This is a genomic window from Dyadobacter diqingensis, from assembly GCF_024220585.1.
Classification (GTDB): Bacteria; Bacteroidota; Bacteroidia; order Cytophagales; family Spirosomataceae; genus Dyadobacter; species Dyadobacter diqingensis.
In genome coordinates this window covers 437962-461103 of sequence record NZ_JAMXKF010000004.1, presented here as the reverse complement: position 1 = coordinate 461103, position 23142 = coordinate 437962, and the positions used below count along the sequence as shown (strand labels likewise).

General features: G+C 43.7%; 17 protein-coding genes. 15 read left to right on the top strand and 2 right to left on the bottom strand.

What is annotated here, in order from left to right; genetic code table 11:
• Positions 1-50 precede the first annotated feature (50 nt).
• The 10 genes from M1L62_RS14205 to M1L62_RS14160 all read left to right on the top strand — a co-directional run bounded on the left by M1L62_RS14205 (position 51) and on the right by M1L62_RS14160 (position 12454).
• Positions 51-1355 carry a GntT/GntP/DsdX family permease gene (locus M1L62_RS14205; RefSeq protein WP_254560250.1) on the top strand — a complete coding sequence of 435 codons (1305 nt, stop codon included), beginning with the start codon at positions 51-53 and terminating at the stop codon, positions 1353-1355.
• A gap of 66 nt (positions 1356-1421) precedes the next feature.
• Positions 1422-1892, top strand: coding sequence for a RidA family protein (locus tag M1L62_RS14200; RefSeq protein ID WP_254560249.1), 471 nt, complete (start codon positions 1422-1424; stop codon positions 1890-1892).
• Positions 1893-1990: 98 nt separating this feature from the next.
• Complete coding sequence (locus M1L62_RS14195) at positions 1991-3100, top strand: D-TA family PLP-dependent enzyme (protein WP_254560248.1); 1110 nt, start codon at positions 1991-1993, stop codon at positions 3098-3100.
• A gap of 98 nt (positions 3101-3198) precedes the next feature.
• Positions 3199-4281, top strand: a complete 1083-nt coding sequence (locus tag M1L62_RS14190) for a dipeptidase (protein WP_510185844.1) — start codon at positions 3199-3201, stop codon at positions 4279-4281.
• A gap of 19 nt (positions 4282-4300) precedes the next feature.
• Entirely contained in the window at positions 4301-4981 is a 681-nt protein-coding gene (locus tag M1L62_RS14185; protein WP_254560246.1) for a response regulator transcription factor, read from the top strand.
• On the top strand, positions 4978-6330 hold the full coding sequence (locus tag M1L62_RS14180; RefSeq protein ID WP_254560245.1) for a sensor histidine kinase: 1353 nt from the start codon (positions 4978-4980) through the stop codon (positions 6328-6330). Before M1L62_RS14185 ends, M1L62_RS14180 begins: the two co-directional genes overlap by 4 nt.
• 108 nt (positions 6331-6438) lie before the next feature.
• Positions 6439-7737, top strand: a complete 1299-nt coding sequence (locus M1L62_RS14175; RefSeq protein ID WP_254560244.1) for a TolC family protein — start codon at positions 6439-6441, stop codon at positions 7735-7737.
• Positions 7738-7793: 56 nt separating this feature from the next.
• Positions 7794-8888 (top strand): efflux RND transporter periplasmic adaptor subunit, encoded by a 1095-nt coding sequence (locus M1L62_RS14170; protein ID WP_254560243.1) that lies wholly within the window; start codon positions 7794-7796, stop codon positions 8886-8888.
• An 11-nt stretch (positions 8889-8899) separates the two neighbouring features.
• On the top strand, positions 8900-12001 hold the full coding sequence (locus tag M1L62_RS14165; RefSeq protein WP_254560242.1) for an efflux RND transporter permease subunit: 3102 nt from the start codon (positions 8900-8902) through the stop codon (positions 11999-12001).
• Positions 12002-12202: 201 nt separating this feature from the next.
• Positions 12203-12454: a hypothetical protein gene (locus M1L62_RS14160; protein ID WP_254560241.1), complete on the top strand. Its 252-nt coding sequence runs from the start codon at positions 12203-12205 to the stop codon at positions 12452-12454.
• Positions 12455-12536: 82 nt separating this feature from the next.
• Here M1L62_RS14160 and M1L62_RS14155 read toward each other — a convergent pair whose 3' ends face one another.
• Together M1L62_RS14155 and M1L62_RS14150 are read right to left on the bottom strand one after the other, a co-directional pair.
• Positions 12537-14774 (bottom strand): bifunctional alpha,alpha-trehalose-phosphate synthase (UDP-forming)/trehalose-phosphatase, encoded by a 2238-nt coding sequence (locus M1L62_RS14155; RefSeq protein WP_254560240.1) that lies wholly within the window; start codon positions 14772-14774, stop codon positions 12537-12539.
• 985 nt (positions 14775-15759) lie between these two features.
• Positions 15760-16686: a DUF6268 family outer membrane beta-barrel protein gene (locus M1L62_RS14150; protein WP_254560239.1), complete on the bottom strand. Its 927-nt coding sequence runs from the start codon at positions 16684-16686 to the stop codon at positions 15760-15762.
• 544 nt (positions 16687-17230) lie between these two features.
• Here M1L62_RS14150 and M1L62_RS14145 point away from each other — a divergent pair.
• The 5 genes from M1L62_RS14145 (at position 17231) to M1L62_RS14125 (ending at position 23060) form a co-directional block, all read left to right on the top strand.
• Positions 17231-17671, top strand: a complete 441-nt coding sequence (locus tag M1L62_RS14145) for a GNAT family N-acetyltransferase (protein WP_254560238.1) — start codon at positions 17231-17233, stop codon at positions 17669-17671.
• 278 nt (positions 17672-17949) lie between these two features.
• A complete protein-coding gene (locus M1L62_RS14140) occupies positions 17950-19215 on the top strand; it encodes a sialidase family protein (RefSeq protein ID WP_254560237.1) in 1266 nt (421 codons plus the stop codon).
• A gap of 77 nt (positions 19216-19292) precedes the next feature.
• Positions 19293-19937 (top strand): START domain-containing protein, encoded by a 645-nt coding sequence (locus M1L62_RS14135; RefSeq protein WP_254560236.1) that lies wholly within the window; start codon positions 19293-19295, stop codon positions 19935-19937.
• 191 nt (positions 19938-20128) lie between these two features.
• Positions 20129-21727: a DUF4394 domain-containing protein gene (locus tag M1L62_RS14130; RefSeq protein ID WP_254560235.1), complete on the top strand. Its 1599-nt coding sequence runs from the start codon at positions 20129-20131 to the stop codon at positions 21725-21727.
• Positions 21728-22028: 301 nt separating this feature from the next.
• Positions 22029-23060, top strand: a complete 1032-nt coding sequence (locus M1L62_RS14125) for a LacI family DNA-binding transcriptional regulator (RefSeq protein WP_254560234.1) — start codon at positions 22029-22031, stop codon at positions 23058-23060.
• The last annotated feature ends 82 nt before the right edge of the window (positions 23061-23142 follow it).

The following is a 23142-nucleotide window of genomic DNA, read 5'->3' as shown; positions in this document are numbered from 1 at the left end:
CCCATCTGCCTCCTTATAACCTTAAAACCTCATTTCCTAAATTTCTCTCTATGCCGTTATTACTGACTTTCCTTTCCATCTTGTGTCTGATCCTGCTGATCGCATGGCTTAAAATTGATACTTTCATTTCTTTCCTTCTGGTCTCGATCGGACTGGGACTTGCCAGCGGTCTTGATGTTGCAACAGTCAGTAAGGCAATTCAAAAAGGTGTTGGGGGCACTTTGGGCGACCTCGTACTCATCGTAGGTTTTGGCGCGATGTTAGGAAAACTCGTCGCCGACAGTGGCGCCGCCCAGCGAATAACCGACGCGCTTATCGGCGTTTTCGGTCAGAAATACATCCAATGGGGAATGGCGCTCGCTGGATTTGTCATCGGTATTCCTCTTTTTTATAACGCCGGCTTTGTCATCGTTATTCCTTTAATATTTATGATTAGCGCGACGGCGCGTTTACCATTATTATATATAGGTATACCCATGCTTTCTGCGCTGTCCGTGGCACACGGTTATTTACCACCTCACCCCTCGCCTGCTGCTATTGCCAGCCAGCTGAGTGCAGATCTTGGTAAAACACTATTTTACGGATTAATTGTTTCGATCCCGGCCATTGCAGTGGCTGGCCCGATATTTGGCAGTACTTTAAAAAGATTTACTCCGAAACCTGACGAAGATCTTTTTAATGTTAAACCCCGTCCAACTTCCGAATTGCCAGGCTTGGGCATAAGCGTCGCTACTGCTTTGCTTCCTGTTTTCCTGCTGACCACAATGTCGGGAGTGAAAAGAATTTATCCTGACAATCAGCTGATCGCGTTACTTGCCGAACCGTATTTCGGTATGCTGGTTTCGGTTCTTTTTGCAGCCTACGCCCTGGGTATTCAGCGCGGTCTGAATATGAAAGGCGTTGGCAAATCTATGGAAGAAGCTTTCAAAGGCGTGTCTGTTATCCTTTTGATCATTGCAGGCGCAGGTGTTTTTAAAGAAATCATGACAGCCAGCGGCGTCAGCACTTACATCGCAGAAAGTCTGGTAGGCATTGATATTTCACCGATCATTTTAAGCTGGGGAATCGCGGCGGTTATCCGTGTTTGTGTAGGTTCCGCAACGGTTGCCGGGTTAACCACCGTCGGCATACTTTCACCATTGCTCATCCATTCGCCTGTCCCGCCTGAGCTTATCGTATTATCCATCGGTTCAGGAAGTTTGATGTTTTCCCACCTGAACGACGGCGGGTTCTGGCTGTTCAAAGAATACTTCAATTTAAGTATTAAGGACACCTTACTGACGTGGTCCGTCATGGAAACAATTGTATCAGTAATGGGTTTGTTGGGCGTTTTAGTATTAAATTTGTTCGTGTAAGAGTAAAACAGAGACACTTTTGCATCTTTCAAAAAACAGTACTTTTATCACTTATCTGATTATTGCATGACTCCTGAATCCAATTTCGAAGCACTGGGACTTAATTTACCACCGGCACCAAAACCACTTGGTGTTTATAAACCATATCTTATCGTCGACAACCGCTGGGTTTATGTTTCCGGACATGGAACCGTTCAGGACGACGGAAGCCTGATCATCGGCCGTATCGGTGCAGATCTTGATGTGGAAGAAGGCAAACTGGCTGCACGTCAGGTAGGTCTGACCATCCTGTCAACCCTGAAAGCAAACCTTGGAAGCCTGAACCGGATCAAGCGGGTAATCAAGATTTTGGGTATGGTGAACGCGACAAGTGATTTCGAACGTCACCCATACGTTATCAATGGATGTAGCGAATTATTTGCCAAAGTTTGGGGAGAAGAAAATGGTATCGGCGTAAGAAGTGCTGTGGGCATGGGAACCTTACCAGACAATATCCCTGTTGAAATTGAAGCGATGTTCGAACTCGAAGAAAACTAATAAGTCTTTTTGATTGCTGGTTTGACATGCTCCTTTTATAACAGAAAGGCGGTCCGGATCAGCAATCTTCATTTTTATCCCATAAAAATCAAAAAACGATGTGGTATCTGCTCAACAAACCAGAAGAAGTAATTTCCCCTTCTCTTCTTTTTTATAAAGATAGAATCGAAAATAATATTCGTAGTATGGTTCATATGGCCGGCGATGTAAACCGGCTAGTGCCACATGTTAAAACCCACAAAACGGCTGAAATTGTAAAAATTCAGCTGGAAGCAGGTGTTAATAAATTCAAATGCGCCACCATTGCGGAGGCCGAAATGCTGGCTGATGCAGGAGCAAAATGGATTTTGATCGCTTATCAATTGACCGGCGCAAACATCCCCAGGTTATTCGCACTAAGAAAAAAATATCCGGAAACGACATTTTCATCACTGATCGATAACGAGCAGTCGGCACAGGCCCTGCAAGATATATCAGAAACGGAAGATGTTGTATCAACGATTTTTATTGACGTCAACAATGGCATGAACCGCTCCGGACATCCAACAAACGGTCTGCTGCTTTCGCTGTACCGTTTTTTAAGCGGCCTTCCCAATGTTGAAGTTTCCGGCGTTCACGTTTATGACGGGCATATCCGAAACGCGGAATTTTCCGAACGGAAAGCCGAAAGTGATGCCGCATTTGAAAAAGTATATCCCTTACTGGATTTAATCCGTGAAGATATCGGTACCGAGCCGGTTGTCATTGCCGGCGGCTCTCCCACGTTCACGGTGCATTTGCTTCGCCCGGATGTGCTCCTGAGCCCGGGAACGAACGTACTCTGGGATTGGGGTTATGGTGATCAGTTCGACGACCAGCCTTTTCTACATGCGGCGCTTATCTTAACGCGTGTCGTTTCAAAACCTTCGTGTGGCGTTATCACCATCGATCTTGGACATAAAGCCGTTGCTGCTGAAAATCCTGTTGACAGAAGATTCCGAATCTTAAATCTGAATGGGTATACGGTGACCGGCCAGAGTGAAGAACACGGCGTTTTGCAAATCGGAGAAGATGTCTGGGAAAATATCCAGATTGGTGATGTTTATTACGCCCTGCCATATCACATTTGCCCATCAGTCGCTCTGCATGATTATGCGTCCGTCATCGAAAATGGCGAAGTTACCGACGAATGGAAAATCGTTGCAAGAAACCGCAGACTTACTGTATAAATAAGCGAATTTTGAATGAGTGAATGATAGAATGATCGCCACGAATTGTCCTATTTACTCATTCAAAATTCTATCATACTATCATTCAAAATTCCCCCATTCCTAAATCTATGTTTCTTTTTGATGCTCACCTGGATCTTTCCATGAATGCCGTGGAATGGAACCGGGACTTAACCCAGGACCTTCAAAGTATTCGTGACCGCGAGAAAAACCTGACCGACAAGCCGGATCGCGGACTTGGCGTAGTCAGTTTTCCCGAAATGCGTAAAGGCAACATCGGTATGTGCGTGGCTACACAAATTGCACGTTTTGTAAAACCAGACAGCAAAATTCCGGGCTGGCACTCGCAGGCGCAGGCCTGGGCACAAACACAGGCGCAAATTGCCTGGTACAAAGCCATGGAAGAAGCAGGAGAAATGGTTCAGATCACTGATTTGCAGGGTTTGCATAAACACTTGGATCTTTGGAAAAATGCCACCTCCACTGAAAATCTTCCGATTGGTTATATCCTTAGTCTCGAAGGCGCCGACTCGTTCATAAGTCTGAAAAACCTGGAAATCGCTTATAATTACGGCCTTCGCGCAATTGGTCCGGCGCATTATGGCCCGGGTATATATGCCTACGGTACCGATTCTGATCAGCCCCTGTCTCAAAAAGGAAAAGATCTGCTGATTGAGATGGACCGCCTGAATATGATTCTGGATGCAACCCATTTGTGCGACAGCGCATTCTGGGACGCGATGAAGATTTATAAAGGGCCTGTATGGGCCAGCCACAACCTCACCCGGAAAGTGACACCGCATAACCGCCAGTTTTCGGACGAAATGATTCGCGAACTGATTGGGCGAAAAGCGGTGATCGGTATGGCATTTGATGCCTGGATGATGATTCCCGGCTGGGTTCGCGGGAAATCTACCCCCCAAAATACCGGTCTGGTTATCGAACATATTGCCGAACATATTGATCATATTTGTCAACTGGCCGGAAATGCCTCCTATGTAGGTATCGGATCGGATCTTGACGGTGCTTTCGGAAAAGAACAAGCGCCGGGCGACATGGATTCTATTGCCGATTTGCAATCCATTACGGGTATATTGCACAAAAGAGGTTACTCTGAACAGGATATTGAACAAATCATGTGGAAAAACTGGGTTGACTTTTTAGAAAGAGCCTGGGCGTAAAAGCCACAACCGATTATAAATGAAAATATTAGTAGTTGAAGACGATTCCCGTATCAGCAGCTTCCTCCGGAAAGGTCTGGAGGAAGCCGGGTACGTCGTGCAGCTGGCCAGCGACGGTTATGAAGCGAGGGACCTGGTTACAGCCGAGCAGTGGGATTTGTTTATTCTTGACGTCATGCTTCCGGATATTGACGGCCTTCAACTGGCTCAGCTTATCCGATATAAAAAAATAGACACGCCTGTTTTGATGCTCAGCGCACTTGGTGAAGCCGAAGATAAGATAAAAGCACTCGACATTGGTGCAGACGATTATCTTGTAAAACCAATTCATTTCCCCGAACTGTTATCCCGCATCAAGGCGCTGCGCCGCCGGTACGCGTTGCACTACACACCTGACCAGACATTGCAATGTGCCGACCTGACCGTTAACATGGATACCAATCGCGTACAAAGAGAGGGAAACGAAATACAGCTTTCCGCCAAAGAATTTAAACTCTTAGTTTATCTGCTTGAAAACAAAAACAAGATCGTTACGCGCACGCAGATCCTGAACACGGTTTGGAATACCAACATGGATACATTTACCAACGTCGTGGATGTCTACATTTCTTACCTGCGAAATAAAATAGACAGCAATTATTCGGAAAAACTCATTAAAACGGTCAAAGGTCGCGGCTACATGATCGCTGGTGACAAATGAAAATCCAACACAAGCTTACGCTGAATTCCTCACTGGTTTTCGGCCTGGTCTTTACCATTTCGTCGGTGCTTATCTATCTCAATTTTGTGAGATCTGCCGAGCGAATTTTCTTTGAGGAGCTGGCACGAACAGCTTCACTGACTGCCATGTTTTATCTCGAAGAGGACGAGCTGACCACGAAAGAATACAGCAGAATTGAAAAGAAATTTCTGACCGCAAGCGCCAACCAGGAGATCCGCCTGTATGATAAAAAAGGGTTTATTCATTACGGAGAGGCTGATCCTGACACCAATATCACTGCCAAAATTCTCAAAACCATCCGGGCCAACAGCCATTACAGTTTCAAGGTTGGCAACGCTTTTTACTATACCATTTATTATCGTGATAATCAGGGTTCTTTCAGCATTATCATTAAAGCAAATAACCCCATACTTGAAGCACAGGAAAGCGAATTTGTCAGGATTTTGCTTATCGCGCTGATCCTAGGCATGCTCGTTATAGTAACACTCAGTTACACATTATCCAAAGTAGCATACTCCCCTGTCAGACAGATCATTGAGCAGGTCAAAAATATTGACATGAACGGGCAGAAACATCAGCTGACCTATCCCAGGACAAAAGATGAACTCGAAGACCTGTTTCAGGAATTTAATTCCATTCTTGAAAAGGTTTACCAAAACATTCAGATCCAGAAAAACTTCATCAGCCACGCCTCTCACGAACTACGAAGTCCGCTCTCCTCCATTGTTGGTGACCTTGAAGTACTGCTTCAAAAAGACAGGAATATGATGGAGTATAAAAACGTGAGTGAAAACGTTTTAAACGACGCCGAACGTCTCGAAAAAATATTGGAAAACTTACTGGTTTTATCCGGTTTAGATCAGAAAAACAAGCAGAAAACACAACCCGAGCGGATTGACGAAATCTTGTGGGAGGTGCTGGATAAACTTGCAACGGAATACCAGACGACAAAAATCAACCTCCACTGGGACCTGCCCGAAAATACGAGCGGTTTACTTGAATACAACTGTGTTAAAACACAGATTTACATGGCCCTATACAATCTGATTGAAAATGCGGCAAAGTTTTCAGATCAAAAGCCGGTTGATATCACGTTAAAAAACATTGAAAACAAGTTGATCCTTCAAATCCGTGATCAGGGTATCGGCATCAGTGCCCTGGATATTCAGCACATTTCAGAGCCTTTTTACCGGGGGCACAATACCGGAAAAATCAAAGGGAACGGACTCGGAATGGCCATCGCGTATAGGATTTTCAGCAATCACGACATCGGAATTTCTATCGAATCGGAGCCAAACAGCGGAACGCGCATCACGCTCAATTTCTGAGTTTTCTCTAATTTACTTTTAATGTTGCGCTCATCCTTTTCTAATTTACCTTAAAGAACCCTCTAATCCGGGGCGTTTAATTTTGTGCCTTCATCAATCACTGATTTTGTGAAGGTATTCCTTGCATTAAGTTTTTCCCTCTTCTTAAACTATGGCAGCATCGCTGTCACGCCTGTTTTACAGGACACGCTGGTCATCAACCAGAAAGAAGCCGAGGGTCTATTTTTACACAATAACCTGGACCTTATCATCCAGAAACTGAATATTAACCAGGCAGAAGCCCAGGTTATTCAGGCCAAACTTTGGCCCAATCCCGAGTTTAGTGTGGATGAAGTTAACCTCTGGGCTACAAAAAACCAGCTTTCTTCGGGCGAAAGGCTGCCACCGATTATCGGAAAATTTGGAAAAAACCAGCAGTTCTCGGCGGCCCTTGAACAACGAATTGAGACCGCAGGAAAGCGAAAAAAACGGATTGCCCTTGAATCGGTTTCCCGGGACATAGCCGCGGAATACTATTCGGAACTGCTGAGAAATCTGAAAACCGACCTCCGTAAAAACATTTTTGAACTCTCGTACAAACAATCTTTTCTGGCTGTTCTGACTCAGCAAAACAGTGCACTGGAAAAACTGCTTGCCGCATTTGAAAATCAGTACCGACAAAACAACATCAGCAAAACGGAGGTTTTCAGATTGAAGGCATTGAAGCTGGAATTAGGACAGCAGATACTCGAAGCACGTAATGAAATGCACGGTGTTCAAAAGGAACTTTCGGTACTGTTAAACATTCCCTCCCAGCGTTACATACAAGCGGATATACCTGCCAGCGTGAATCTGGATGGGATTAAGTCGCTGACGCTTGATGAGCTGCAACTCAGCGCGGTAACAAACCGGCCCGATGGGAAAATAAGTTTTCTGGAAGAAACACTGGCCAGCAAAAAATATGATCTGGAATACGCCCAAAGAAAACCGGACCTGACGCTCGGCACCAATTACGACCGCGGTGGAAATTTCCTGCTCAACTTTATTGGTTTCGGGTTTAAAATGGACCTGCCTGTTTTCAATAGAAATCAGGGAAATATTCTGGAAAGCAAAATAGGAATCGAAAAATCAAAAGTAGTTTCCGAGCAGAAAACAAAAAGCATTGAGGCAGAAGTAACTCAGGCTTTTCGTGTCCTGCAAAACAGTCTTCAGGCTTATGAGGCACTTGATCCAAATTATGGACAGGATTTGGATCAGGTGTTTCAAACGTACACCGGGTATTTCATCCAGCGACGCATCAATATGGTCGAATACCTGGATTTCTTCGATGCCTACATTTCCAACAAACGAACGATACTGAGCACGACCAGGCAACTGATCGAAAATCTGGAAGATCTCTATTTCGTGACAGCCAGCGAAATCCGTTAGCCCGATTTAATCCAAAATCGACCTCAACCTCTAAAACAGCATATCTAAAAACCAATATGTCAGCAACAACATACAATATCCTGACTGCGCTAGTGATCGGTCTGGCGTTTTCATCCTGTGAAACCACGCAGGACAAGGCTGCTCCGTCCAAAGAAAATACAAAAATGGTATCTCATCCGGTAATCACGTACGAAACCAAACTGGAACCGGTAACGGAATCGATACGGCTAAACGGCCAGATTGAATACAACCCGAATCAGGTCGTGCATTATGCAAGTCTGATCAACGGCGTGATTACAAAAACCTATTTCTCCCTTGGCGATAAGGTTAATAAAGGGCAGGTTTTGGCTGAGCTTAAAAGCAGTGAGCTCACGGATCTGACCTCGCAGAAACGTTCATTCGAATCGCAGCTGTTGGTCGCAAAAAGAAAGTTATCCGTTGCCGAATCCATGTTCGGGGACCGGATTTCTTCCGAGAAAGACCTTGTAGAAGCACAAAGCGAAGTGGATATTCTCAAATCGGAAATCGAAAAAATCCAGTCAAATCTGTCGCTTTACAATGCAAGTACCGAAAAGGGAGTTTTTCAGATCAAAGCACCCGTGGGTGGTTATGTCGTTCAGAACAACATCTCCGGCGGAACACAGATCAGCGGCAGTGACGCCGATCTTTTCACCATTTCCGATTTATCCGATGTATGGGTAACAACTAACATCTATGCGGTAGACCTTCCTTTTGTACAAAAAGGTATGAAGGCCGTTATTAAATCAAAAGCATATCCAGGTGAAACTTTCGAAGGTATTATTTCCGAAATCTCCCAGGTTTTTGATCCGCAGGAGCGTGTTCTGAAAGCCCGCATCCGTATGCCAAACAAAGATCTGAAATTGAAACCGGGCCTGGCGATCGAAGCCGTGGTAAAGAAAAACACCAAAGAGATTGCGATCGGCGTTCCGGCCAATGCCCTCATTTTTCATAACAACGAGAATTACCTGCTTATACAAAAACCTGACAGCACATTGGAGCCAAGGAAAGTGATCGTGGATGTGAAGGACAATGACAAAGTCTTTTTCAAAAGCGGACTTTCGGCCGGTGAACATATTGTGATCAACAATCAGCTGCTCCTTTTCTCAGACGTACTAAATACGGGTAAATAATATCGATTTTCATGCAGAAATTAACACAAAGTATTGTCGCGTTCTCCTTGAAAAATACCATGCTGGTATTTTTCATGACCGCCGTTCTGGCGCTTGTGGGCGTTGTGAGTTATATCAAAACACCCATTGAAGCTTTTCCGGACGTAACCAACACCCGGGCAAGGATTATCACCCAATGGCCGGGAAGAAGTGCGGAAGAAATAGAAAAATTTATTACACTGCCTGTGATGAAGGAAATGAACACCATACCCAAGAAAACAGAGGTAAGGTCGATTTCGCTCTTCGGTTTATCGGTGGTTACCGTCTTGTTTGACGATAAAGTTGAGGATTTTTACGCACAGCAATATGCCTCAACGAGATTGAGAAACATCGATTTGCCTAAAGGCGCCGAGGCCGAAATTGAGCCGCCCTATGGAGCCACTGGCGAGATTTTTCGATATGTTTTGAAAAGCGATCGTCCACTCAAGGAACTTACGGCCCTTCAGGAGTGGGTTATCGAACGGGAACTCGTGGCGGTACCGGGTGTTGCCAATGTGGCCAGTTTTGGCGGTGAAGAAAAAATTTATGAAGTACGGGTGAACCCTGCCTTGCTGGCTCAATACGACCTGACCCCGCTGGACGTCTACGAGGCTGTCGGGAAAAGTAATATCAATGTAGGCGGAGATGTCATTCAGAAAGGTGATCAGGCTTATGTAGTGCGTGGGGTTGGTTTGCTGGAAAGCACGAAGGACATCGAGAATATCCTTATCAACGTGAAGGGGTCAACACCTGTTCACGTCAAGGAAGTCGCGGAGGTGAATATTACGGCAAAACCGAGACTTGGGCAGGTAGGACTTGGTGAAGAGAAGGACCTGGTTGAAGGCATCGTGGTGATGCTGAGAGGTGAAAATCCAAGTGATGTAATCGTTAAGTTACGCAAAACCATTGACGAACTAAATACCCGGATCCTTCCATCTGACGTCAAAATTGTACCCGTGATCGACCGGACCGAACTCGTAAACGCCACCGTCAACACCGTTACGCATAACCTCGCCGAAGGTGTTGTGCTCGTATCCGTAATCGTCTTCATCTTCCTTTTCAACTGGCGCACCACGGTCACGGTTGCTTTGGTAATCCCGCTTTCATTTCTTTTTGCCATCACCATGCTGAGAATTCAGGGTTTACCCGCCAACCTGATTTCTCTGGGGGCGATCGACTTTGGCTTACTGCTCGAAGGTACCATGGTCATTGTGGAAAAAATTTATGTCGATCTGGAAAAAAGCTCACACCGGCTGGGCGTGGATAGATTCAATAAAATGTCAAAACTCGGGCTGATGAAACGGAGTGTAAAGAATGTAGCTTCTCATATCTTTTTTGCACAGATAATCCTCATCGTCGCATTGCTCCCGATTTTCTCTTTCCAGAAAGTGGAAGGAAAAATGTTTACCCCGCTCGCATTTACGCTCGGTTATGCGCTTGTTGGTTCCCTCATTTTAAGCCTCACGTTCGTACCGGCCATGTGTAAGGTGTTGCTCAGGAAGGATATTAAGGAGAAAAATAATCCGGTGGTCAACTTTTTCCGGAACAATATTTTCAAACTTTACCTTTGGAGCGACCGAAACAAACGTCTGGTGATGGGAGCTTTCGTGGTTTTATTTATGGTTTGTGTAGGAAAGTTTCTGACCTACGGGACTGAATTCATTCCAAAACTGAATGAAGGCGCGATTTATGTAAGGGCCACTTTGCCCAACAGCATAAGTCTTGAACAATCCGTCAAAACGGGCAATGCATTACGCGATACACTGCGGTCTTTTCAGGAAGTGCAGTTTGTGATGAGCCAGACCGGCCGGCCCAACGACGGAACCGATCCGACAGGTTTCTTTAACAACGAGTTCCATATTCAGCTCAAACCTGAAAACGAATGGAAGAGGCATATTAAGAAGGACGAATTGCTGAAAGAAATGAAAACCACACTTTCTTCATTCCCGGGTGTCTCGCTTGGGTTCAGCCAGCCGATTCAGGACAATGTGGAGGAATATGTGGCTGGTGTAAAAAGCTCACTGGTTGTTAAAATATTCGGCGAGGATTTGTACGACATGGAAAAACTCGCCGACCAGGTAGCCGACAATCTCCACAAAGTACGAGGCGTCTCAGATGTGCTGGTTTACCGAAACATTGGTATTCCTGAGCTTGCAATCCGTCTCGACGAAGCACGCATGGCGCGTCATGGCGTATCCATGGCCGACGCACAGGCGGTGATCGAAATGACCATTGGCGGCAAGGCGGCATCGACATTCTACGAAAACGACCGCATGTTTGATATCACCATCCGTTATCAGAAAGAGTACCGGGATACCGAGGAGGAAATCGGGAACATTCTTATCCCGTCCCTCGATAACCATCAGGTGCCGTTAAAAGAAATTGCCAGTATCGGTACCAAAACAGGACCCGCTTTTATTTACCGCGAAGGAAGCAGCCGTTACATCGGGATCGGTTTCAGCATCGATGGCCGGGACCTGGGAAGCACCATTGCAGAGGCGCAAAAAGTGGTTCGCGAAAATGTCAAATTCCCGACAAACGGGAAAGTTGTCTGGGCAGGAGAATTTGAAAGCAAGGAAAGAGCGACCCAACAACTTTCCGTCATTATTCCTGCGGCGTTGGTACTGATTATCTTCCTTCTGTACATGAACTTTGGTAATGCCAAAGATACCTTAATATCTTTGATCACCATTCCTTTCGCATTCGTCGGTGGCTTTCTGTCGCTGTGGATCACAGGAACCATTTTCGGAATTTCAGCGGGGATCGGGTTTATTATCTTGTTCGGGGTCTGTACCATCGACGGAATTATTCTGGTACATGTTATGAAAGATAATCTGATCAAAAAACTTCCTTTAAAAGAAGCCATTTCAGAGGGAATCTATGGTCGTATCCGTCCTGTTATTATGATAGCGTTAATGGGATCACTCGGTTTGTTACCTGCGGCACTCTCCAACGGTATGGGTTCAGAGATTCAGAAGCCCCTGGCCATTATGATTGTTGGCGGTCTGCTGATTTGTATGTTCCTATCGTTCACGGTATTGCCCCAGATTTTTTATTGGGCTTATCGAAAGAATGACAAAAATTTGAGTCATTAAGAATATTTAACGATTTCATCACAAAACATCACGGATAATTACTATTAGATAAACTACATTTGTATAAATAAATAATTTTAATTCTTATTTGGATTAATTATAAATTATAATGATCTTTGAAGTATGTAAGCGTTATGAGTTAACACGAGTCATACAAAGCGGTTAAAATCCCTGTTTATCTTAAAATTCGATCTAATAGCAATGAAGCCAACATATCAAATATCTTTTCGTACCAAATTACCCGATGTGCTCTCCTTTCAGCGTTTGCATGACGTTCTGAAAAAATTAAATGTCAAACACTGGGCTTATGATTTCAAAGACCTGCTGTTAAGTATGAGATCAGAACTGGCTGATTTTCGCAGTATACAGTCGGCTTTGCGTTCTGCGGGTTTCAGATGTGACTTTATAAAAATGGAAAATCTGGAAAACAACGATAACGTATTAGCCGTCTGAATTTAGCAGCAGCGTTACAAACAAAAACAGCAAGCAGGATTTCCTGACTTGCTGTTTTTGTTTGTTATCATTTCAATACTACCTACTCCTCTGGTGAAGAGATCATAAATTTCAAAAAGTGAAATACTTCCTGTTGATTCCTGATATGGTTTCTTGCCGCGGAAAGATCATCCCCGATTTTAATGGTATACGAATTGGCAGGCAAGGCCTCAAACATATCTTCGTCCGTAGTATCATCCCCCATCGCCAGAACAAAATCATAGTTTCCGTTTTCAACAAATGAGCGAGCGGCCGTGCCTTTGTTAAAAGCAGTCTTTTTTACTTCCACGACTTTGTTCCCATCAATAATCTGAAGGTTAAGCTCGGGCTGAACAAAACTTTTCAGCTGCCAGATTAATTCCTGGGCTCTTCGCACCGCATATTCCTTATCTTCGGCCGTCCTGTAATGCCAGGCCAGCGAAGTTTCCTTTTCCTCAACAAAAGCGCCGGGACATCTTTTTGCGTAAATGTCGAGAATCGGACGGATGCTCTCCTTCCAGTTTTCCTCATAACTGTCATTCAGGATCCATTCCGGATTATCCTTAGTTTTGATCAAAGCGCCGTGTTCAGCAATAATATGAACAGGTAATTCTTTGAACAGCTCATGCAGAAAATAACGATCCCGGCCGCTGATGATGATAACGGTGTCACGCTTGGCCAAATCCATGATCAGTTTCTTGGTATCCGCCGAAACGATTGCCTTGGCAGGATCCGGAACGATCGGAGCCAGCGTTCCGTCATAGTCAAAAAATAAAATTCGGTTTGACGCTGAGTTATAAGCTTTACGAATATTATCAATCCCTTTGTTCGTCAGAAAAACCTGACGAAGTCTTTCATGTTCCTGTTCCAGCATAATCATCTGAGTAAAAAAATCATTGGTCCACGCGAATACATCATACTCCCGGATCCGGGTCTGCATGGCATCCATACGCTTCATTTGTTCGTCCTCCGACATCTCGAAAGCCTTTTTTATGGCATCGGCAATATCCTGGTTGTCGAGCGGGTTAATAATCAGCGCCTCTCCAAGCTCTGCCGCTGCACCCGCCATTTCGCTCAAAATCAGCACGCCCTTCCGGTCTTTCCTGCTCGCCACATATTCTTTGCAAACGAGATTCATCCCGTCCCGCACGGGCGTTATCAGCGCAACATCACTCGCGGTATACATGCCCAGCAACTCTTCATAAGACATCGAGCGATACTGATAAATGATCGGCTGCCAGTTGATATTACCAAAATTGGCGTTAATCCGTCCAACGGTTTGGTCTATGTCAGATTTCATCTGTTGATACTGCTCGATACTGTCCCGTGAAGGGACAACCACCATCACAAAAGAGACCTTTTCATGCCAGTCGGGATACCTTTCCAAAAATCTCTGAAAGCCGTGCAGGCGATGTAAAATTCCTTTCGAATAATCCAGACGGTCAACCGAGAAAATTATTTTTTCTTTAAGTGATTCGCGGACCTGTTCGCGTTCCCTGACAATTTCAGGCTCATCATAAGCCGAATTGAATTTTTTATAATCGATACTGATCGGAAACGAATCCACCTTCACGATCCGGTTGCTCAGATTTATATAATGTAACTTATTACCATAGCCGGAAACCATCCGGGCCGCTTTCAAAAAGTACTCGACATAATCGTTGGTATGAAACCCGACCACATCTGCACCCAGAATACCGTCGATGATCGCCTGACGCCACTTGACGGGCAACATGCGGAACAGTTCGAAGGATGGAAACGGAATGTGGAAAAAGAACCCTATTTTGTTTTTGGGGAATTCCTGCCTGATCATGTCCGGCAGCAGCATGAGCTGGTAATCCTGAACCCAGACCACATCATCTGGCTGGATAATCTCTTTTACTTTGTCAAAAAACAATCTGTTGGCAACCTGATAACTTTCGTAGTAAGCGTCATCAAATTTGGCCAGGGAAGGAAAATAATGACATAAAGGCCAGATCAGGTTATTACAAAATCCTTCGTAGTAATTCTCATTGACATCAGCCGGAATAAATACGGGATGCGCCTGGAAACTGTCATTTTCAAGCGACTGTCCTTCAAGCTCTTCCGCAGTGTTCTCCGTAAATCCGATCCACTGGATTTTCTCTTCGGAATTAAAGGGCGATCCCTCCTGCTCATGTACCAAAGAGAGCACGGCAGAAACGAGTCCCCCGGAATTTTGAAACAACCGGACCTGGTCGTTTTCGCTGATGATCTTAAATGGTAGTCGATAGGCAACAATGATTAATCTTCCTCTTTTTTCTTTACTTTTTAAATCTTTCATAAGTTTCAATGCATTTTAATTACAGATGCATCTGGTTTAAATATGGAGCGTCCAACTGGGTAATCACGACCCCTTCATATTATTTACCGCAATTTTTGTTCCAAAAAGTCACATTTAGGCCTTATGTTATCTTTTATCTACAAATTGTCGAAATATTATATTTCATTTATAGCAAGATTTCTATAATTTTGTTCCAGCGCCACGCAAGTGGCCTATAGTGTGTGTTGTAGTGTACAAATAATCTTGGCATATGCCGGGATTTTTTTGTTTTACGGACATTTGTAACCAGTCACACGCTTCAAAAAAGTTTTGTCGCGTTTCCCCACTTTCGACACATTGTGTGCATTTTCGCCAAATCGTCATCACCTTTCACCTGACATGTCATAAAATTTAGAAACTTCCCCACAGCTTAAGAAGAAATAATGTCGTGTAATATAAATTTTCTAATACATAAAATTTTTTAATAAACTGTCACAAAGTATCTTATATATAAATACCCTTTTTTAGATATGTCTTCTAGCATGATTTTTGTAATATTACAAGTATTCAAAATGGGCTCTGCTCATTTTGAGGTGAGAAATATTTAGTAAAAAATCCCGGCGTCTGCGGGGATTTTTTCTTTTATGACAGATATTATTCTACAAAGCGAATTACTACTACAAACCAGGTTTTTATTGTATAACAATTACTAATAATAAAATAATATATTCTACAAAAACCTTGCTTTTAATATTCAGTTGTTCTACTTTTACATCAGTTACCTAATAATGTAGAGTGCTGGGTTAAATAATGAACAAAAGAGCCTTAGTTATACTGAGGCTTTTTTCTTGTCCCTACAACCCGAATTAAGGCTTCATCAATCTCATATCACTGAGCTAAACAAAATGTAACCAACTGATAACTAGAAATTTTGTGCCAAAAAGTCATATTTCCGGCACAAAAAAAGTCTGATAATTATATCAGACTAAAAATTCTTCAAAAGGTATTATTTTGATTTTTTAAGCAAGCCAAAAGGCGGACGAATGTACAACTCAATAGAAGCGGTAAAGCCGGAAGTTTTAATCGGAACCACACCGGCGGGAAGTGTATTGCTGATATTTGTCCGGTAACCGCCAAATAATTCAACGCCAATAATTTTATTTATCTGGCGATTATACATAATCCCCGTATCCATATCGATCTTCCTGAACAACCCGGATTCCTTGTTCTGTTCGGCGATGTAATAACTCCTGCTGACAGCCTCGCTTTTCAGATAAAGAATATCCTTGGGCGAAAAGTTGTATCGCCAGGCAATTTTCTTGGGTAAGCTTATTTCGATACCTGACTTTGGAGAAAAATTATAGTTAAAAACAAAAACCGGCAACACCGAAAGGTTTCTGTTCTTGCTCGCCATAATACCAAATCCAATTTCCTTGTCCACCGATTTTTTTTTGAGGTAAACTGCGGTAAAGCTGTAATTCAGCGGGACATTTTTGAGCGGGATATCCGCCATGCTTCCACTTTTATTCAGCTGAGAGGCCACAATCAAAAATGAAGTGCTGTCCAGTTTAAAAAACGATTTAATGTCAAGCCCCATGGACCGAAGTTTCCAGTTCGACATCTGGTGCATTGGATTCTCACCTTTGGTATCCATTTCAAGCTGTTCGGTCCTGTAATGAGGGCCAAGCACAATGGCATATTTTGGTTTATGGATAACGGGTACCCATGCACGAACGTACACATCTTCCTGAGTGTAACGCTGCGTCTCCGAATTTACAGAGCGGAACCTCGCCCCAGGTGCCTGCGTATGTTTAATGGTTATCCACTTGGAGGGACCCATTCCCGAAAGACCGGGCTGTAATTCCTGACAGAAGCAATAGTGGCTTAAAAGGGTAAGAGAACATGCAACGAATCCCAGATAACGATAACCCATATAGTCTTAAACGTAATTTCTTTCTTATCTAAATATATCAACACATAAAGCCTGCCTGCATAACACCGCTTTCTCTGCGGACTAGCCAAGCGTACTCCGATACTCAGACATATCTCCCATTGTCTATTATATATACGAATTTAACCAAAAAAAGTCACCAATTTCAACGGGCAACAAAGATATTATTTTATAAAGTTCCATTCAGCCAAAATTTGCGTTGTTAATTAGCGTTCAGCGGCTTATGAATAGCGGATTAACGACAAGCCGATACGATTGCCGGACAGTATTAAAATTCGGTTAAATCGATTTGCCCAGGGCATTTTTAATTCGCCTGCCTACGTTACAATATTGCTACGCACGCATGAAAGGCATGCAGCATTTACGAGATTTGTCGTTTCAATTTTATAGATCCCGGTTGAGAGTATTTAAAAAACCTGCCTTCTCTTGGGCAGGTTTTTTTTCGCTTCCTGAGGCAAATAAAAAATCGCAGGATAGTACCTTTGGCCGACAGACAATTATTTCCTTTAAAATTTTCTCTTTTTTCATGCTTATCGAAAAGTGTAATCTCAATCACCTTCCGCAGCTCGCCATGTTGTTTAACGAATACCGGGTACATTTTGGCCAGGAATCCGATTTGGGAGTTTCTTATAATTTCTTAAAAGACAGACTTGAAAACAATCAGGCTACGATTTTTGCCGCGATAAATGACGATTCCAGGGAGATTATGGGGTTTACGCTTCTTTATCCCATGTTCTCTTCCCTGAAAGCCAAATCCACCTGGACGCTCAATGATATGTTTATCTCGGAACGGTACCGGAAGTTTGGGGTTGCAACAGGTTTGCTGGAACAAGTCAAAGAATTTGGCTCAGACACTGATGCTCAGTGGGTAACGTTAAAGACTGGCATCGAAAATACCAGCGCGCAGGCACTCTATGAAAAGTTTGGCTTCAAAAAAGACGAAACGCATTTTTACTATTATTTATAGAATGTTAAAAGGTAAACAGTCTTTCTGAAAGGTAAATTTTCAGCAGTGTACTTTATTTATTAATATTGTATGTAGTTGATGTATGATCTATATCAATTAAAGGTTACGATATTTTGTAAAGGACTCCGGATTTCCAGGGTTCTTTATTTTTTAACAGGCAATCTCCCTCAATTTCTGTGGGGACAGCCGGTAACCAATCAACTTTATGCGTAATTTCACTTCGTAATTATTAAAGATTTTTGATACTCCCAGCAGGCTTATCCACAAGCCAGATTAATATGAAAAAAGCATCTTTTCTTCTCGTTATCGTAACGCTCATTATCAGTGCCTACCGTTTTTCAAATCCATCATCAGATATTTCTCCCGGACCAAGGATGATTTCCCTGCCGAAAGGTGATGCATCGGGTGCTTATCTGACGACCGATCAATCAGGCAACCCCGTTCTGAGCTGGGTACAAAAGGTCAGTACCGACCAATACAAACTGTACTACGCGGTTTCAAAAGATGGCGGACGCTCTTTTTCAGGATCAAAGGAAATTTCTGCTTCCCGGGGTATTTATCCGCATGACGAAAATCTGTCAAAAATAATCTATAAAAAGAATGGTGATATGCTTTCCATTTTTGCCGTGAGCAACCCAAGCAAGGAAAATAAATACGCAGGTTTGTTGTATTACACCCAGTCCTTCGACAAAGGCGCCACCTGGACGGAGGCTAAACAGTTATCACCTGCTAAATCTTATAGCAACGACGAACGTTATTTCGATATGACTTTGCTGCCCGACGGAGAAATCGGCGTTGTTTGGCTTGATTCCAGGAAACCGGCACAAGCAAACCAGCATCACCATGAAGGTCATCACGAAGGAATGAGTATGGAAGGCTCAGCATTATATTTCTCAAAAACAGAACAAAAAGAAGGTTTTGTCAATGAAACGCGTGTCGCTGAATCAACCTGTCAGTGCTGCCGCACCAAACTGTTTGTTGATAAAACAGGCAAGCTGCACCTTACTTACAGGGCTATTTTGAGCGACAGCATCCGTGATATGGTCCATTCTCTTTCGGCAGACAACGGACAAACTTTTTCACCGGCAACACGCATCAGTGCGGACAACTGGGTTATTCGTGGCTGTCCGCATACAGGACCCACCATGACTGGAAATGAAAATGGAATGCACTTTGCATGGTATACGATGGGCAGCGGAAAGGGTATTTTCTATTGTAACTCCAAAGATGGTCAGAATTTTTCTACGCGCCAAAGCATCAGCGCATCAGCCTCTGCGAAGCACCCGCAAATTGCTGCAAGCCCGAATGGTCAGCTCGCCGTCGTTTGGGACGAACTTACCGAAGAAGGAAATTTCAGGATCGGTCTGCAAACGCGCAGCGATGGTGGTAAGTTATTAAAAACAGGTTTTATTACGGCTGCCAACACCAATGCCACTCATCCTGTTGCACTTGCCTCAGGTCAGGCAGGATTGCTGATTGCCTATACAAAAAAAGACGGCGACCACAGCCAGGTATTTTACGATTTCAAACAATTAAACCGGTAATTATTTTTGTCAAAATACTGTTACATCTGAAACAAGTTATCATGCAAGATCGCGTGATCCGATTAGCGTAAATTCAGATGTTCAAAAAAATATTAGCCATTTTAGTTCTCACCAGTGGGTTTGCAAACAGTTATGCCCAGGAAAACTGGAAATTTCATACGGAGAAAGACGGGGTCAGGGTTTATACCAAATCGCTGCTCACCTCAAAAATCAAGGCACTGAAAGTCGAAAGTATACTGAACGCATCAGCGTCGCAGTTTGTGTCGGTGATCATGAATATTGACAAGAGTACGGAGTGGGTTTACAATACAAAATCAAGTGTTTTGGTAAAACAGGTATCCCCGTCGGAGTTGTTTTATTACTCAGAGGTAACACTTCCCTGGCCTGCACAAAACAGAGACTTCATAGCGCATATCGCAGTCTCACAAAATCCGGCTACGAAGACCATCACCATTGACGCACCCTGTGTTTCCGGATTTGTTCCGGTTAAGCAGGGAATTGTCCGCGTTACCCAGTCACAGGGACGATGGGTCGTTTTACCGATATCTAAAAAACAGGTCAAGGTAGAATATACCATTGCAGTTGACCCGGGTGGTTCTATACCTGCGTGGCTGGTCAATCTGGTGGCTTCACAGGGACCGCTCGAATCATTTAAAATGCTTAAACAACAACTTCAAAAACCGGAGTATAAGAATGCCTCGCTGTCTTATATTGTCGATTAATTGTCGTCTCCTCTCATTGACCTTCTGGCTAGATTAAAATAGTCAGAAACGCTTGTGTGCTAAGCGAAGAAATGAGCACATTAAATTTCGATTAAAATAAAATTAAAAATTAATACTCATTTTTAATCCAAAGGGTGTATTTGATCGTATGTGAGTTCTGTAAAACATTCACTCACTTACTCAGGTATTTCATGACAATCTCTAACTCCCTACTCAAAAAACTAACACTTGCCACAACGCTGGCAGTGGCATTGGGTCTGTTTTCCTGCGAAGATCACCGCCTCTCTCCGACCGAGCAGGCGCTTCCCGACAGGATTTTCTATGCATTGTCTGACAACAATCAGTTGCATGAGATTAATGTTAAAAACACTTCCACACCACTAAGATCATTTTCCGTAACAGGTCTGGAAAACGGTGATGTATTGGCCGGTATTGATTTTCGTCCCGCCACGGGACAGCTTTATGCCATCAGCGCGCAAAGCAACCTTTACCAGATTAATGTAAAAACGGGAGACCAACAGGGAAAAGCAACCAGAATCGGCGCGGCTCCGATTGCGACGGCGTTATCAGGCACCAGCATCGGTTTTGATTTCAACCCCACTGTGGACCGGATCCGCGTAGTAACCAACACTGCACAGAATCTACGTTTACACCCAGAAACCGGCGCTGTCGTTCCGGGAGATTCGCCATTGAACGGGCCTGCAAGTCCAAAAGTTGGCGCCGTTGCCTACACGAATAGTCGCGCCGGTGTGACTGCTTCCCCTGGCGGAGTAGGCACGACACTTTATGACATTGACCCTGTCGCCGATATCTTGTACATTCAAAATCCTCCTAACCCGGGAACGCTTGTGACAGTTGGCGGGCTGGGGCTTGATATTCAAGATGTGGGCGGATTTGATATTTCGCCAGATGTAAATGCAGCTGATGTTTATCCAATCGCCTCCGTTAAGTTTGACAACAAATGGGAACTGGATTATGTAAATCTGGCTTCCGGTAAATTGCAAAAACTGGGTAACCTTCCGGCAAATGTTAACATTATTGGTATCGCGATCCCTGCTCTGCCCGTTGCCTACGCACTGGATGCGTCAAACAATCTTAAAATATTCAATCCTACAAACGGAAGCGAATATGGAACCAAGGCAATTGGTGTACCTGGTGGTGTAACGTTACTGGGAATTGATATCCGTCCCGTCAACGGGCGTCTGCACGCTTTGGGCAGCAACAGTAAAATATACGGTATTGATCTTGGATCGGGAGCTGCAACAGAATTGGTTAGCCTTAAACTTATGAACGACACGCCGGTTACCATAAGTGGTACTTACTTTGGTGTCGACTTTAACCCCGCAGCCGACAGACTTCGCGTAGTAAGCGACAACGGACAAAACTTACGGATCGATGTTACGACAGGTGTAACGGCCGTTGATGGACCGCTGAAAATAGGAAATTCGGCTGGCCCGACTCCCTTTGCAACAGCGGTGGCATACACCAACAGTTATCCGGGTGTGATAGGAACGAACACGGCGCTGTTTGATATCGACAGCCAATCGAATCTTCTGTACAAACAAAGCCCGCCAAACGAAGGTCTTCTGATTGATCCGAAAGTTCTTGGGGTTGACGTTGACCCGAATATCGGTTTTGATATTGGCAATGTTTCAGGAACTGGATTTGCTATTTTCACCGTCGGAGGTAATACCAGCTACTACACTGTTGACCTGGCGACCGGAACGGCACTCATGAAATATAGTTTCCCGGTACCTGTGAAAGGACTAGCCTTAGGTTTCGGTTTATAATACTATTCTTTGTCACGAAAGGTGGTCTGAGCAATTCAGATCACCTTTTTTTGTTATACACAAATCGACACAACAAACTATAACCAATTGACTACAATAACAATAATTATATACACTTTCAATATAAATTATATTTTAAATACATATCAAATGTATAATACTTTTATTAATTATTAATCAATTGATAAAGTTTATACTTAATGTAAATTCAATACTTTTTAATAATAACCGGTAGTTCAAAAACAAATCTCAATAGTTGCTCGACTTCAAATCTTTATTACATTTACAAAAAAGTATCAAATTGAAAAAAAGCAGCGTCACCCTAAATGATATAGCCCAAGAACTGAAAATGACCGCCGCGACGGTCTCCCGGGCACTCAGTGACCATCCTGAAATCAGCGCAAAAACCAAGGATGTTGTGAAGGAGGCTGCTTTAAGGCTTAACTACAATCCGAACCGTATTGCATCTTCTCTGAGGTCAGGCAAAACTCACGTTATTGGCGTACTCATCCCGACCGCTGAAAACGCATTTTTTGGCTCCGTGATTCATGGCATTACCAACCTGGCCCGCAAGCAAGGTTATTCCGTTTTGATCCATGAATGTGACGAGTTGCATGAATTAGAGGTAAAGGGAATTCAAACATTCATCGGGGCCCGTGTCGATGGGATTATCGTTTCGATGTCGAGAAATACGCTGAACTATGACCATTTCCTGGAAGTAAAACGGAGAAATATTCCCCTTGTCTTTTTTGATCGTGTGCCGGAAGATTTGGGTATGCCAACCGTGGTGATTGATGGATACAAGGGTGCGTTTCTGGCAACCCAGCATCTTATTGATCAGGGTTACCGGCGAATCGCCCATATCTCGGGGCCAGTATTTATCAGAACTTTTAGCGACCGGTTAAACGGCTACCTGGCGGCATTAAAAGCAAACAATATCCCGGTAGAGAAAGAGCTGATCTACACCGGAAATATTTCCATAGAGTCGGGAATGGAAGGTACGAGGCATCTGCTGCAATTGCCCCAGCCGCCGGATGCGATCTTTGCAGCCGAAGATTTTACCGCCCTCGGTATTTTGAAACAACTCAAAAACAGCAGGATTCAGGTGCCTCAGCAATTCGGTATTTTTGGCTTTTGCAACGATATGTTCAGCGAACATACAACCCCTTCCCTATCCACGATGGACCAGCAAACGGTTGTTATGGGACAGGAAGCTTTCAAACTGCTTTATGGCATCATTACAAGTGATAGCAGTGTTATCACCAACAACCGTTGCGTGATTGAACCCATTCCTATTTTCAGAGAATCGTCCCTAAAAACCTCCATAAGTTGATTTGATCATTCGCTTAAAAACAATGACTGATAATCAACAATTTACATTGAAATTAAAATAAGTTTACGCACTTTTGTCATTT